The sequence below is a fragment of the Streptomyces seoulensis genome, assembly GCF_004328625.1.
GTDB lineage: Bacteria > Actinomycetota > Actinomycetes > Streptomycetales > Streptomycetaceae > Streptomyces > Streptomyces seoulensis.
In genome coordinates this window covers 3,828,361-3,840,655 of sequence record NZ_CP032229.1, presented here as the reverse complement: position 1 = coordinate 3,840,655, position 12,295 = coordinate 3,828,361, and the positions used below count along the sequence as shown (strand labels likewise).

At 70.1% G+C, this 12,295-nt stretch carries 16 protein-coding genes; 11 read left to right on the top strand and 5 right to left on the bottom strand.

Annotation, left to right across the window (positions count from 1 at the left end; translation table 11 throughout):
* Positions 1 to 76 precede the first annotated feature (76 nt).
* Complete coding sequence (locus tag D0Z67_RS18025; protein ID WP_031180734.1) at positions 77 to 907, top strand: alpha/beta fold hydrolase; 831 nt, start codon at positions 77 to 79, stop codon at positions 905 to 907.
* A gap of 107 nt (positions 908 to 1,014) precedes the next feature.
* Positions 1,015 to 1,758, top strand: coding sequence for a glucose 1-dehydrogenase (locus D0Z67_RS18020; RefSeq protein ID WP_031180735.1), 744 nt, complete (start codon positions 1,015 to 1,017; stop codon positions 1,756 to 1,758).
* 6 nt (positions 1,759 to 1,764) lie between these two features.
* Here the strand turns inward: D0Z67_RS18020 and D0Z67_RS18015 are convergent, their stop codons facing one another.
* The 5 genes from D0Z67_RS18015 to D0Z67_RS17995 all read right to left on the bottom strand — a co-directional run bounded on the left by D0Z67_RS18015 (position 1,765) and on the right by D0Z67_RS17995 (position 5,724).
* Complete coding sequence (locus D0Z67_RS18015) at positions 1,765 to 2,208, bottom strand: Rrf2 family transcriptional regulator (RefSeq protein WP_031180736.1); 444 nt, start codon at positions 2,206 to 2,208, stop codon at positions 1,765 to 1,767.
* 47 nt (positions 2,209 to 2,255) lie between these two features.
* Positions 2,256 to 2,657 (bottom strand): DUF6278 family protein, encoded by a 402-nt coding sequence (locus D0Z67_RS18010; protein WP_078873233.1) that lies wholly within the window; start codon positions 2,655 to 2,657, stop codon positions 2,256 to 2,258.
* Positions 2,658 to 2,778: 121 nt separating this feature from the next.
* Positions 2,779 to 3,291: a hypothetical protein gene (locus tag D0Z67_RS18005; protein ID WP_031180738.1), complete on the bottom strand. Its 513-nt coding sequence runs from the start codon at positions 3,289 to 3,291 to the stop codon at positions 2,779 to 2,781.
* Positions 3,292 to 3,382: 91 nt separating this feature from the next.
* Positions 3,383 to 4,042, bottom strand: coding sequence for a DUF4328 domain-containing protein (locus tag D0Z67_RS18000; protein ID WP_051887616.1), 660 nt, complete (start codon positions 4,040 to 4,042; stop codon positions 3,383 to 3,385).
* Positions 4,043 to 4,149: 107 nt separating this feature from the next.
* Positions 4,150 to 5,724: a beta-N-acetylhexosaminidase gene (locus D0Z67_RS17995; protein ID WP_031180740.1), complete on the bottom strand. Its 1,575-nt coding sequence runs from the start codon at positions 5,722 to 5,724 to the stop codon at positions 4,150 to 4,152.
* Positions 5,725 to 5,968: 244 nt separating this feature from the next.
* Between D0Z67_RS17995 and D0Z67_RS17990 the strand changes: the two genes are divergently transcribed.
* The 9 genes from D0Z67_RS17990 (at position 5,969) to D0Z67_RS17950 (ending at position 12,294) form a co-directional block, all read left to right on the top strand.
* Positions 5,969 to 6,499: a 2-oxo-4-hydroxy-4-carboxy-5-ureidoimidazoline decarboxylase gene (locus D0Z67_RS17990; protein ID WP_031180741.1), complete on the top strand. Its 531-nt coding sequence runs from the start codon at positions 5,969 to 5,971 to the stop codon at positions 6,497 to 6,499.
* Positions 6,500 to 6,708: 209 nt separating this feature from the next.
* A complete protein-coding gene (gene sdhC / locus D0Z67_RS17985; RefSeq protein WP_037774792.1) occupies positions 6,709 to 7,089 on the top strand; it encodes a succinate dehydrogenase, cytochrome b556 subunit in 381 nt (126 codons plus the stop codon).
* A 5-nt stretch (positions 7,090 to 7,094) separates the two neighbouring features.
* The gene (locus tag D0Z67_RS17980) at positions 7,095 to 7,568 is read left to right on the top strand and encodes a succinate dehydrogenase hydrophobic membrane anchor subunit (RefSeq protein WP_030806556.1); all 474 of its coding nucleotides are present in this window, start codon (positions 7,095 to 7,097) and stop codon (positions 7,566 to 7,568) included.
* 19 nt (positions 7,569 to 7,587) lie between these two features.
* On the top strand, positions 7,588 to 9,342 hold the full coding sequence (gene sdhA, locus D0Z67_RS17975) for a succinate dehydrogenase flavoprotein subunit (protein WP_031180743.1): 1,755 nt from the start codon (positions 7,588 to 7,590) through the stop codon (positions 9,340 to 9,342).
* The gene (locus D0Z67_RS17970) at positions 9,342 to 10,103 is read left to right on the top strand and encodes a succinate dehydrogenase iron-sulfur subunit (RefSeq protein WP_031180744.1); all 762 of its coding nucleotides are present in this window, start codon (positions 9,342 to 9,344) and stop codon (positions 10,101 to 10,103) included. The genes sdhA and D0Z67_RS17970 overlap by 1 nt, the downstream gene beginning before the upstream one ends.
* A 147-nt stretch (positions 10,104 to 10,250) precedes the next feature.
* Positions 10,251 to 10,862, top strand: coding sequence for a Uma2 family endonuclease (locus D0Z67_RS17965; RefSeq protein WP_031180745.1), 612 nt, complete (start codon positions 10,251 to 10,253; stop codon positions 10,860 to 10,862).
* A gap of 9 nt (positions 10,863 to 10,871) precedes the next feature.
* Positions 10,872 to 11,282, top strand: a complete 411-nt coding sequence (locus tag D0Z67_RS17960; RefSeq protein ID WP_031180746.1) for a VOC family protein — start codon at positions 10,872 to 10,874, stop codon at positions 11,280 to 11,282.
* Positions 11,283 to 11,377: 95 nt separating this feature from the next.
* Positions 11,378 to 11,785, top strand: a complete 408-nt coding sequence (locus D0Z67_RS17955) for a hypothetical protein (protein ID WP_031180747.1) — start codon at positions 11,378 to 11,380, stop codon at positions 11,783 to 11,785.
* On the top strand, positions 11,782 to 12,294 hold the full coding sequence (locus D0Z67_RS17950) for a thiol-disulfide oxidoreductase DCC family protein (protein WP_051887618.1): 513 nt from the start codon (positions 11,782 to 11,784) through the stop codon (positions 12,292 to 12,294). Before D0Z67_RS17955 ends, D0Z67_RS17950 begins: the two co-directional genes overlap by 4 nt.
* Position 12,295 lies beyond the last annotated feature (1 nt).

The window sequence follows — 12,295 nt, the reverse complement described above, 5'->3', positions numbered from 1 at the left end:
GGGGTGAGCCCGTCTGCGTCGGCGCGGAGCGGGCCCGGGAAGAGACCACGCAGACGATCACCCGGAGGTATCCGTCATGGGCACGGTGACCACGCCTGACGGCACCAGCATCTTCTACGTCGACTGGGGCCCCCGGGACGCCCAGCCGCTCGTCTTCCACCACGGCTGGCCCCTGAGCCACGAGGACTGGGACAACCAGTTGCTGTACTTCCTGTCCCAGGGTTACCGCGTCATCGCCCACGACCGCCGCGGCCACGGCCGCTCCAGCCAGCCGTCGACCGGGCACGAGATGGACACCTACGCGGCGGACGTGGCCGCCCTGACCGACGCGCTGGACCTGAAGGACGCGGTGCACATCGGGCACTCCACCGGGGGCGGCGAGGTGGTCCACTACGTGGCGCGGGCCAAGCCGGGCCGGGTGTCCAAGGCGGTCATCTCCAACGCGGTGCCCCCGGTCATGGTCAAGAAGGACAGCAACCCCGACGGCACCCCCATCGAGGTCTTCGACGGGCTGCGCGAGGCGCTCGCCGCCAACCGCGCGCAGTTCTACATCGACGTCCCCTCCGGGCCGTTCTACGGCTACAACCGGCCCGGCGCCGAGGTGTCGCAGGGGCTCATCGACCGCTGGTGGTGGCAGGGGATGAGGGGCGCGGCGAACGCGCACTACGAATGCATCAAGGCGTTCTCCGAGACCGACTTCACCGAGGACCTCGAAAGCATCGACGCCCCCGTGCTCGTCCTGCACGGAACCGACGACCAGGTGGTGCCGTACGAGGACTCCGCGCCGAAGTCCGCCGAGCTGCTGAAGAACGCGACGCTCAAGAGCTACGAGGGCTGGCCGCACGGGATGCTCTCCGTCCACCCGGACGTCCTCAACCCGGAGATCCTCGCCTTCATCGAGGAGTGACCGGCCGCGCGGCCGGCGTCCGCCACGACCCTCACGTATGGATGTAATGTAAGTTGTTACATCAAGGCGCCGGTGTCGCTGCCGGCCCGCGGCGAATGGAGGCTCCGGTGGGAAAGCTCGAAGGAAAGACAGCCGTCGTCACCGGCGGCAACAGTGGGATCGGCCTGGCCACCGCCAAGCGGTTCGCCGACGAGGGCGCGCACGTCTTCATCACCGGCCGCCGCCAGGAGGCGCTCGACGCCGCGGTGGCCGAGATCGGCAAGAACGTCACGGGGGTCCGGGGCGACGTCTCGGACCTGGCGGACATCGACCGCCTGTACGAGGCGGTGGCGGAGAGCGGCCGTCGCATCGACGTGCTGTTCGCCAACGCCGGCGGCGGGGAGTTCGCCACCCTGGAGGACCTGACGGAGGAGCACTTCGACTCGACCTTCGGGATCAACGTCAAGGGCACGGTGTTCACCGTCCAGAAGGCGCTTCCGCTGCTGAACGACGGCGCCTCGGTGATCGTCACCGGGAGCACGGCGCGCGGGGAGGAGGCGTTCGGGGTCTACGCCGCCACCAAGGCCGCCATCCGCTCCTTCTCCCGTACCTGGGCGAACGAACTGAGCGGCCGGGCGATCCGTGTCAACACGCTGGCTCCGGGGCCCACCGACACCCCGGGGATCGCGGGCCTCGCGCCCGACGCGGAGACGGCCGCGAAGATGCGGGAGGGCTTCGTGAGCCAGGTTCCGCTGGGCCGCATGGGGCGGCCGGAGGAGGTCGCGGACGTGGCGCTGTTCCTCGCGAGCGACCAGAGCACGTTCGTCACCGGTGTCGAGCTGTTCGTCGACGGGGGTCAGCGGCAGGTCTGACGGGGGTCAGCCGGCGGGGCGCCGCTCCGCCTGGACGTCGCGGAGGACGTCCGCGACCGAGATCGCGGCGAGTTCGTCCCGTACCGCGTCGTCCAGGCGGGCGTACACGGAGTCGAGCGCCGGCCGGATGCCGAAGCCGACGGGGCAGGCTTCGTTGGGCGGAGTGCGGTGCAGGGCGAACAGCCCGTTGCCCTCGACCGCGCCGTACACGTCCCGCAACGTGATCGCCTCGGGTTCGCGGGCCAGGGTCCAGCCGGCCTTGGCGCCCCGCTTGCCGTCGACGATGCCGGCCTCGCGGAGTTCCATCAGACAGCGGCGGATCACGACGGGGTTGGTGTTGACGCTCTCGGCGATGCGCTGAGACGTCGCGACCGTCTCCTCGTCGAGCCGGTCCAGCGCCATCCACACCAGCACGTGCACGGCGATACTCATCCTGCTGTTGGCACTCATCAGCCCGGCCGGCCCTTCTCCGTCGTAACCGACCACGTTACACCTGCTCAGCGCTCCCCCGTCGCCTCCCGGTACAGCCCCCGCAGGGAGCCCTCCCCGGTGAAAGCCTGGCGGGCCTTCGAGACCGGGTCCCAGAGGCGGCCGTCGGGGGTGCGGAGCCAGTGGGTGCTGGCGGTGGCGTGCCATTCCGCGCCCGTCTCGCGGGCGATGACCTCGCCGGCGTACGCGCCGAAGCCGCGCAGGACGTGGGCGACGGCCTCGTACGGGGGGTGGTCGTGGCGGAGTTCCTCGATGACGCGGTCCAGGCGCCAGAGGCTCTGGACCGAGTAGTCGAGGCGGAGGCGGGCGCCCTCGCGCATGGTGGCGACCGTGTCCGCGGCCCACCGCGCGGGGCGTGCCGCGGCGGCGGGGCGGTAGTCCGTCTGCGTTGTTGCGTACTGGGTAGTCACATAGGGGTCAGCGGTCCTGACCGGCCGCGCGTTGCAGGATTTCGGCGCCCTTCCGCCAACCACCGCAGGACCACCCCAACCCGCCGACAGGACGGACACAGAACCCACCCCGGGTCGAGGTTTAAGCCCGCGCACGCGCCCTCCGCGACACCACCGCGCGCAGCACCCGGCGCCCCTCCCCCGACACGTCCAGCGCCCGCCGCAGCCCCTGCGGGCCGTGCTCGGCGAGGAGTTGGAGGACGACCGTCTGCCGCCCCAGCTCGGCCGCGACCAGCGGCAGCGCGTCCTCGGCGGAGCCAGGAGCGGGGTCCAGCAGCCGGTGCACCCGCAGCGAGGCCGACGAGCACGCCTCGGCCCACTCGCGCAGCGCCTCCCCCTCGCGCTCGGCCGGAGCCGACAGCAGCATCTCCCGCGCCACCCCGGCCGCCTCGGAGCCCGGCTCCACCGCCCCCACCGCCGCCCGCACCTTCTCCAGGCTCTCGGACCAGTCCGAGCCGTCCACGAGATGCGCCCACAACGGCCGCAGCAACTCGTCGTCCTCGACGAGCAGGGACACGCACCGATCCGAACAAGCCAGCCCGCTCGCGGCCAGCCCCCGCGCGTCGGCCTGCGCGATCAGTTCCTCCAGGCTCATGGATGCCTCCCTCGCCTGGGCACCGCCTGTACGGAGCCCGCATTTCCCCTTACTGCGTGCGACGGGCCCGGAGTGTCACAGTCACCGGATTTCAGCCAAGCGCGGTGGTGGGCAGCGAGGGCCCCTGGGCCGCCTTCTCGCTCTGCATCCGGGTCAGCCGGAGGACCACCAGGGCGGCCAGCACGGCCCCGACGAGACCGATGCCGTCGACCACGGCCCGCGTCTCCGCCCCGGACTCCACCCGCAGCAGCCTGTCGGCGACCAGCCCGGCCACCCACGCCGTCCACCACAGGTCGACCGGGCCGTGACCGCTCGGCCGCCCCTGCGGCGCGCTGGCGTCCCACGCGTCCAGGACGATCCGGCGCGGGAACCAGAAGTTCACAAACGGGATGAACCAGCCCCCGATCGTCAGCCACCGCGCCTTGCTCTGCGAACTCGCGTCGAAGACTTCGGCGTTGACCCGCACCCGCCACAGCCAGCACAGGTACACGACAGCCGTGGCGAGCAGCAGGACCCCCTGCGCGATGTTGAGGACCGTTCCGACCCGGTGGGACGGGCTCGCCAGATCGGCCCAGATCGCCATCGCGTCACCGGCGCCGACCAGCCCCAGCATCACCACGGTGGCCTGCCCCAGCCCGACGGGCGAGCGCAGCGGCGGACCCGGCGGCACGAAGGGCACGGCCGGCGCGCAGCGGGCGCACCGCGTCTCCCCGGTGACGGCCTCGGTGCTGTGGCAGCTGGCGCAGATCATGAAGGTGTTCCCCCCGGTACGGCTGAGACGGCGTACGCGGCCCTCCCCAGAGCCGCGTACACACGAGCGAACACGGAAATTTACGTGCTCGGCCCATGTCCGTCCACTCAGCCCAGCTTGTTCGCCAGCTCCTTGAACTGCGGCCAGGACAGCGCCGGCTGCCCCGGGTCCCAGAGCTTCTGCACGGTGGCCCGCAGCGGCATCCGGATGCCGGAGGCGACCTGGCTCTCGGTCTGCGCGTTGGCGAAGTCGCACCACACGGCGAAGGACCCGCCGAGGATCTGGCCGTCGTACTGCGCCGGGACCGCGCTCGTGCCCCGGATCACGCGCGGGGTCCACTCCTGGTAGATCCGCCGGCCGGTGGGATAGGTGAAGTCGTTCGGCTCGCCGAGGACGTAGTACAGGTACTCGTCGTTGTAGTTGTAGACCTCGCGGCCCGCGCTCAGGTAGTCCACCGGGGGCCGGGCGCCGATCTCCTTGCCGGTCCAGTAGGCGACCTGGATGTCCTTGGCGGGCTGGATCGAGGAGTCGCGCAGGAAGCCGTCGTTCCACGCCCGCATGGTGCGGTCGTGGGCCCGGACGGTGTCCGCGCGGCCGTTGAGCCAGCCGGTGGTCAGGTCGGCGACGTTGCCGTTCGCGCCGTAGGCGTCGCGGGCGGCGGCGGCGAGCTGCGGGTAGGACGCCTCGGGGTCGGGCACGACCAGTGCCTGGTACTCGTCGCCGCCGAGGTTCCACTTGCTGCCCGGGAACAGGCCGGCGTACTCGTCGAGCAGATCGTCGACGATCTTCGCGGACTCGGGCTTGGAGATGTCGATGGCGCCGCGCGTCGCCTTGCCGTCGACGTTGCGGAGCTGGAGGTCGGGGTGGGCGGCGATGACGGCGCCCAGGTGCCCCGGCGAGTCGATCTCGGGCACGATCTGGATGTGCCGGGCGGCGGCCAGGTCGACGATCTTCTTGACCTGCGCCTTGGTGAGGTGGTCCTTGGAGACGATCTCGGGGTGGCTGGTGGACTGGATGCGGAACGCCTGGTCGTCCGAGAAGTGCAGTCCCAGCTCGTTGTACTTCAGATCGCCCAGCTCGCGTATCCGGTCCTCGATCCAGGTCTCCGAGAACGGCTTGCGCGCGATGTCGAGCATGAAGCCGCGCGAGGGCTTGGCGGGCTCGTCCTTGACGACGCCCTCGGGGGCGGTGCCACCGCCGTGGACCTCCTGCTTGAGGGTCCGGGTCCCGTAGAAGACGCCCGCGTCGGCGGGCCCCTTGATCTCCACCCGGCCGTCGCGCACGGTCATGGTGTACGACTCCGGGTTGCCGCTCCCGCCGAGGCCGAGGCGGACGTCGCCGGCCTTGGAGTCGCTCTTCTCACCGCCGTAGGCGAGGCCCAGCTCACCGGCTATGAGCTTGCCCTCGTCGGCCAGTCCCGGGTCGGTGACCACCACCCGGCCGCCGCTCTGCGGCTTCCAGCCCGGTCCGCGGGCCGCGGTGTGCTCGCGTACCGCCGGGATGGTCTGCGGCGCCTTCGACATGGGGTAGGAGCGGCTGGGCGAGGGGGTCGGCGGGTCGGCCTGCCGGGAGGAGCCGACCGCGCCCGCGTCCGAGCCTCCACCGGAACCACCCCCTCCGGATGACGCCCACACTCCGACGCCCACCCCGGTCACCACGGTTCCGACGACCGCGGCGGCCATGACGGCCCGCTTCCGCTTGAGCTGTCGTGCCGAAGCACGATGTCTGTGCTGGCTCACCTTCCCAACGTACGACCGATTCGCGGTTCACCCGTCACCGAGACGTTCCGAAACTCTCCCGTCCGAGTGAAATTCGGGCATCAGCCGGACACACAGTGACCACTCTCGATAACGTGTCGGCACATCCTTCACAGGTCCCCTGCCGTTCCCTGGCACCTCCTGTCGCCCCCTCCCATGAGGACCCAAGCTGCCTGCGCAACGTTCGCCGTATCTCCCGACCCCGCTCGACGCCTTCAACCTGGCGCCGGCCGAGGAGGCCCGCGCGCTGCTCCTGCGCTGTCTGCGCAACGCCCGCTGGGCGCACCGGCTCGCCGAGCACCGCCCCTACCCCGACCTGGCCGCCCTGCTGGCCGCGGCGGACGAGGCGGCCTACGACCTGCGGGTCGTCGACCTCGCCGACGCCCTGGCGGGCGAGTCCCTGCCCGAGCTGCCCGAGGACACCTACTCGGCCGCCCACACGGCCCTGAGCGCGGCGCACGCCGCCTACGAGGCCCGCTTCGGCCATGTCTTCGTGATCGCGCCGGGCGGGGCCTCTCCCCAGGAGTCGCTGGACCGGGTCCTGGAGGGCATCCGGTCACGATTGGCGAACGATCCCGAGGACGAACGGGTGATCGCCGCCGAGGAGCTGCGCGGCCTGGCCCGGCACCGGCTCACCACCCACCTGGGCGCCACCGCCACCCGTACGACCTGCCACTACGCGCCCCGGCCCGGGGTATAGCGGGCCAAGCCGGGCGGATCGCGGACCAAACGGAGCGCATGCGCACGAGCCGGGAGGCCACAAGCGTCCGGATCACCCGAAACAGGCCCCCCGTCAGTATCGCCGCACCTCATGGATACGATGCTGAGGGCCGGTGGACCGTACCCGGCCGGGCCCGACCGACAGCGAAGCCGGCGCGGCCCTAGTCCCCGCATCCGGAGGGTTCTTCCGTGCCGGCTGGAACGTTGTACCGCGGCCGGGAAGGCATGTGGTCCTGGGTGGCTCATCGAGTCACCGGCGTCCTCATCTTCTTCTTCCTGTTCGTTCACGTGCTGGACACCGCTCTCGTGCGTGTCTCCCCCGAGGACTACGACAAGGTCGTAGCCACGTACAAGACCCCGATCGTCGCGCTGCTGGAGTACGGCCTCGTCGCCGCCATCCTCTTCCACGCGCTCAACGGTCTGCGCGTCATCGCCGTCGACTTCTGGTCGAAGGGCCCGCGCTACCAGAAGCAGATGCTGTGGAGCGTCCTCGGCGTCTGGATCATCCTGATGGCCGGCGCCCTGTACCCGGTCCTCGGCCACGCCGCTCGTGTCCTGTTCGGGAGCTGACGCCGATGTCCACCTCTGAGATCAATCTGACGGGCTCCTCCGCGGACGCCGCCGAGGACGCCTACGCGCTCTCGCTGGACGCCCCGCGCTCGCGCACCCGTACCAAGAAGACCCCGAAGTCCACGCGGGGCAACTTCGAGATGGCCGCCTGGCTCTTCATGCGCCTGTCCGGCATCGTGCTGGTCGTGCTGGTCCTCGGCCACCTGCTGATCCAGCTCGTGCTGGACGGCGGCGTCTCCAAGATCGGCTTCGCCTTCGTGGCCGGCCGCTGGGCGTCCCCGTTCTGGCAGGTCTGGGACCTGCTGATGCTGTGGCTGGCGATGCTGCACGGCGCGAACGGCCTGCGCACGGTCATCAACGACTACGCGGAGCGCGTGAACACCCGCCTGTGGCTCAAGGGCCTGCTCTACACGGCCACGGTGTTCACCATCCTGCTGGGCACGCTGGTGATCTTCACCTTCGACCCGAACATCCGCTAGGCACGGGGCTGCGAGAATCATGAAGATCCACAAGTACGACACCGTCATCGTCGGCGCCGGTGGCGCGGGCATGCGCGCGGCCATCGAGTCCACGAAGCGCAGCCGCACCGCCGTGCTGACCAAGCTCTACCCCACCCGCTCCCACACGGGCGCCGCGCAGGGCGGCATGGCCGCCGCGCTCGCCAACGTGGAGGAGGACAACTGGGAGTGGCACACCTTCGACACGGTCAAGGGCGGTGACTACCTGGTCGACCAGGACGCCGCCGAGATCCTGGCGAAGGAGGCCATCGACGCGGTCCTCGACCTGGAGAAGATGGGCCTGCCGTTCAACCGGACGCCGGGCGGGACGATCGACCAGCGCCGCTTCGGCGGTCACTCCCGCAACCACGGCGAGGCCCCGGTCCGCCGGTCCTGCTACGCGGCCGACCGCACCGGCCACATGATCCTCCAGACGCTGTACCAGAACTGCGTCAAGGAGGGCGTGGAGTTCTTCAACGAGTTCTACGTGCTGGACCAGCTCATCACCGAGGTCGACGGCGTCAAGACGTCCTCCGGCGTGGTGGCGTACGAGCTGGCCACCGGCGAGATCCACGTCTTCCAGGCGAAGTCCGTGATCTACGCGTCCGGCGGCACCGGCAAGTTCTTCAAGGTGACCTCCAACGCGCACACCCTGACCGGTGACGGCCAGGCCGCGTGCTTCCGCCGGGGCATCCCGCTGGAGGACATGGAGTTCTTCCAGTTCCACCCGACCGGCATCTGGCGCATGGGCATCCTGCTGACGGAGGGCGCCCGCGGTGAGGGCGGCATCCTCCGCAACAAGGACGGCGAGCGCTTCATGGAGAAGTACGCGCCGGTCATGAAGGACCTCGCGTCCCGTGACGTCGTCTCGCGCTCGATCTACACCGAGATCCGCGAGGGCCGGGGCTGTGGTCCCGAGGGCGACCACGTCTACCTCGACCTCACCCACCTGCCGCCGGAGCAGCTGGACGCGAAGCTCCCGGACATCACCGAGTTCGCGCGCACCTACCTGGGCATCGAGCCGTACACGGACCCGATCCCGATCCAGCCCACCGCGCACTACGCGATGGGCGGCATCCCGACCAACGTCGAGGGTGAGGTCCTGTCGGACAACACCACCGTCGTGCCGGGTCTGTACGCGGCCGGCGAGGTCGCCTGTGTCTCCGTGCACGGCGCCAACCGCCTGGGCACCAACTCGCTGCTGGACATCAACGTGTTCGGCCGCCGCGCGGGCATCGCCGCCGCCGACTACGCCCACACCGTGGACTTCGTCGAGCTGCCGGAGAACCCCGAGGCGATGGTCGTCGCGCAGATCGAGCGGCTGCGGGACGCCACCGGCACCGAGCGGGTGGCCGACATCCGCCGGGAGCTGCAGGAGACCATGGACGCCAACGTGATGGTGTTCCGCACCGAGCAGACGATCAAGACGGCGGTCGAGAAGATCGCCGAGCTGCGCGAGCGGTACCTCAACGTGTCGATCCAGGACAAGGGCAAGCGGTTCAACACCGACCTGCTGGAGGCCATCGAGCTGGGCAACCTGCTGGAGCTGGCCGAGGTCATGGCGGTCTCCGCGCTGGCCCGCAAGGAGTCCCGCGGCGGTCACTACCGCGAGGACTACCCGAACCGCGACGACGTCAACTTCATGCGTCACACGATGGCGTACCGCGAGGTGGGCGACGACGGCTCGGAGACCGTGCGTCTCGACTACAAGCCGGTCGTCCAGACCCGCTACCAGCCGATGGAGCGTAAGTACTGATGGCTACCCCTGTTCTGGACAAGGTGGAGGCGGACTCCGCGGCGTCCCCCTACATCACGGTCACCCTCCGCATCCGCCGGTTCAACCCGGAGGTCGCGGCGGAGCCCCACTGGGAAGACTTCCAGCTGGAGATGGACCCCAAGGAGCGCGTCCTCGACGGGCTCAACAAGATCAAGTGGGACCTCGACGGCACGCTGACCTTCCGGCGTTCCTGCGCCCACGGCATCTGCGGGTCCGACGCGATGCGGATCAACGGCAAGAACCGGCTGGCCTGCAAGACGCTGATCAAGGACGTCAACCCGGGGAAGCCGATCACGGTCGAGCCCATCAAGGGCCTGACCGCGCTCAAGGACCTCGTGGTCGACATGGAGCCGTTCTTCCAGGCGTACCGGGACGTCATGCCGTTCCTGGTCACCAACGACACCAACGAGCCGACCCGTGAGCGGCTGCAGACCGCCGAGGACCGTGAGCGGTTCGACGACACCACGAAGTGCATCCTGTGCGCCGCGTGCACCTCGTCGTGCCCGGTGTTCTGGAACGACGGCCAGTACTTCGGTCCGGCCGCGATCGTGAACGCCCACCGCTTCATCTTCGACTCGCGCGACGACGCGGGCGAGCAGCGCCTGGAGATCCTCAACGACCGCGACGGCGTCTGGCGCTGCCGCACGACCTTCAACTGCACGGACGCCTGCCCGCGCGGCATCGAGGTCACGAAGGCGATCCAGGAAGTGAAGCGCGCCCTGATCACGCGTCGCTTCTAAGCCTGCGCCGCAAGGGCCCCGTTCCGACCCCCGGAACGGGGCCCTTCGCCGTCGCCGGACACGTTCGGGTGAAGGTGATCGATCGGGACGCAGGGGGGCGGTACGGCCTACGATGACGGTCTCGACCAGCCCCTGGGAGGCATCGCGATGTCCGCAGCATCCGTAGAGCAGCCCTTCGCCGACGACGAGCCGTTCTCGCTGACGGCGATCGCCGCCGAGATCATGGAGCGCCATCCGGGCTACCGCGTCGAGATCATCGGAGGCCACCTCCTCGTGACACCGTCCCCGGATGCCCCGCACGCCCGTGCCCTGACCGGCCTCATGCAGCCGTTCCTCCTGGCCGGCCTGTTCGGCGGCGAAGCCGATGTGGTCCAGAACGTCTCGATCTGGCTCCCCGGAGGGGAGGACTACGCCATCCCGGACCTCGCCGTCGTGGACGGTGACATCGACGACCACCTGATCGAAGGCACCGCCTACGACCCGGTCTGCTTCCGCCTCGTCCTCGAAGTGACCTCCGGCAACTGGAAGGACGACCTCAAGACCAAGGTCGGCGCCTACGCCCAGGCCAAGGTCCCCGTCTACGTCGTCGTGGACCGTAAGCACCAGCGTCTCCACGTGCTCACCGAGCCCGCCGAGGGAACGTACGGGACCCACCGCATCCACTCCCCCGGCGAGAAAGTCACCCTCCCCGACTCCATCGGAGCGAAGGTCACCCTGGACGTGGCCGCGATCATCGAGGCGGGACGCCCTCGTCGCTAGCCTGACGGTATGTCAGACGACGAAGCGCACGAGTTGCTGGGGTTCGACAATGTGGTGCTTCCCGTGGGGGATCTCGGGGAGGCGGTGGGGTTTTACGAGCGGGCCGGGTTCAGTGTGGGGTTCCGGTTCGACGAGGGTGGGATCGCGCTGCTGAGGGTGGGCGGGGAGACGCCCGGGATTCTGCTGCGCCACGAGGAGGGGCTCGGGCAGCGGCCGCCCTCCTGGCCCGCGTCCCGGCTGTGGCTGGAAGTACCGGACGCGCGGGCGGCCGCGCGGCGGCTCGCGGCGGCCGGGATCGAGCCCGTGGACGAGGCGATGTCGACGGCGACCGGGCGGACCGTGGAGTTCGCCGACCCGTGGGGCAACGTCTTCGGCTTCACCGACTACACCAGGCGCCCCGAACTCGCCCGCAGGGCTTGAGATCCAGACCTCACCCCGCTTGGTTGAACACGTTCAAAAACAGGTCTACAGTCATCCCTGTCAGCGTTTTGAACGCGTTCAAGAAGGGGTGGGGCATGGACCGTACCGTCATCGCCTATGTGATCTACCTGGCCGTCAGCATCGGCCTGACCGTCTGGGTCGCCCGTACGCTCAGCCGCAACGGCCGGATCTTCCTGTCCGACGTGCTGCACGGCGACGAAAAGCTCGCGGACGCCGTCAACCACCTCCTGGTGGTCGGCTTCTACCTGGTCAACCTCGGTTTCGTGGCGCTCTACCTGAACGACGACGGCACGATCGAGGACACCCGCGGCATCTTCGAGGCCCTGTCGGCCAAGCTCGGCGTCGTCCTGCTCGTCCTCGGCGTGATGCACCTGGGCAACGTCTTCGTGCTGAACAAGATCCGCCGCCGCGGCCTGATGGAGCGCGAGACGCAGCCGCCGGTCGCCCCGCAGGGCTGGGTCGCGCCGACGGCCGGCGCGTGAGCGGCACCGTGGACCGGGGCGTCACGAGCGCCCCGGTCCGGGGCCTGACGGTCCTCTACGACGCCGAGTGCGGCCTCTGCGCCCACCTGCGCGACTGGCTCGTACGGCAGTCCCAGCTGGTCCCCCTGGAACTGGTGCCCGCCGGCTCGGACGAGGCCCTGGCCCGTTTCCCCGGTGTGGACCCGGCGAAGACGCTGGAGGAGGTCACCGTGATCGGGGACTCCGGCCAGGTGTACCGGGGTGCGGCGGCCTGGGTCGTGGTGCTGTGGGCCCTGCGCGAGCACCGCCCGCTGGCCCACCGGCTCAGCACCCCGGCCGGCGCGCTGCTGGCGCGGGGCGCGGTGCTGGCGGCGGCGAAGTACCGGGGCGCGCAGTGGAGCAAGCAGCGCGGCGGCAAGTGGGGCGGGCAGGGCACGTACAGCCGCGCGGACGGCTGGAAGTACGTGCGCGACCAGGGCTGGGTGTACGACCCCCCGTCCTGCGCCGGCAGCACCCGCCCCACTCGTTAGG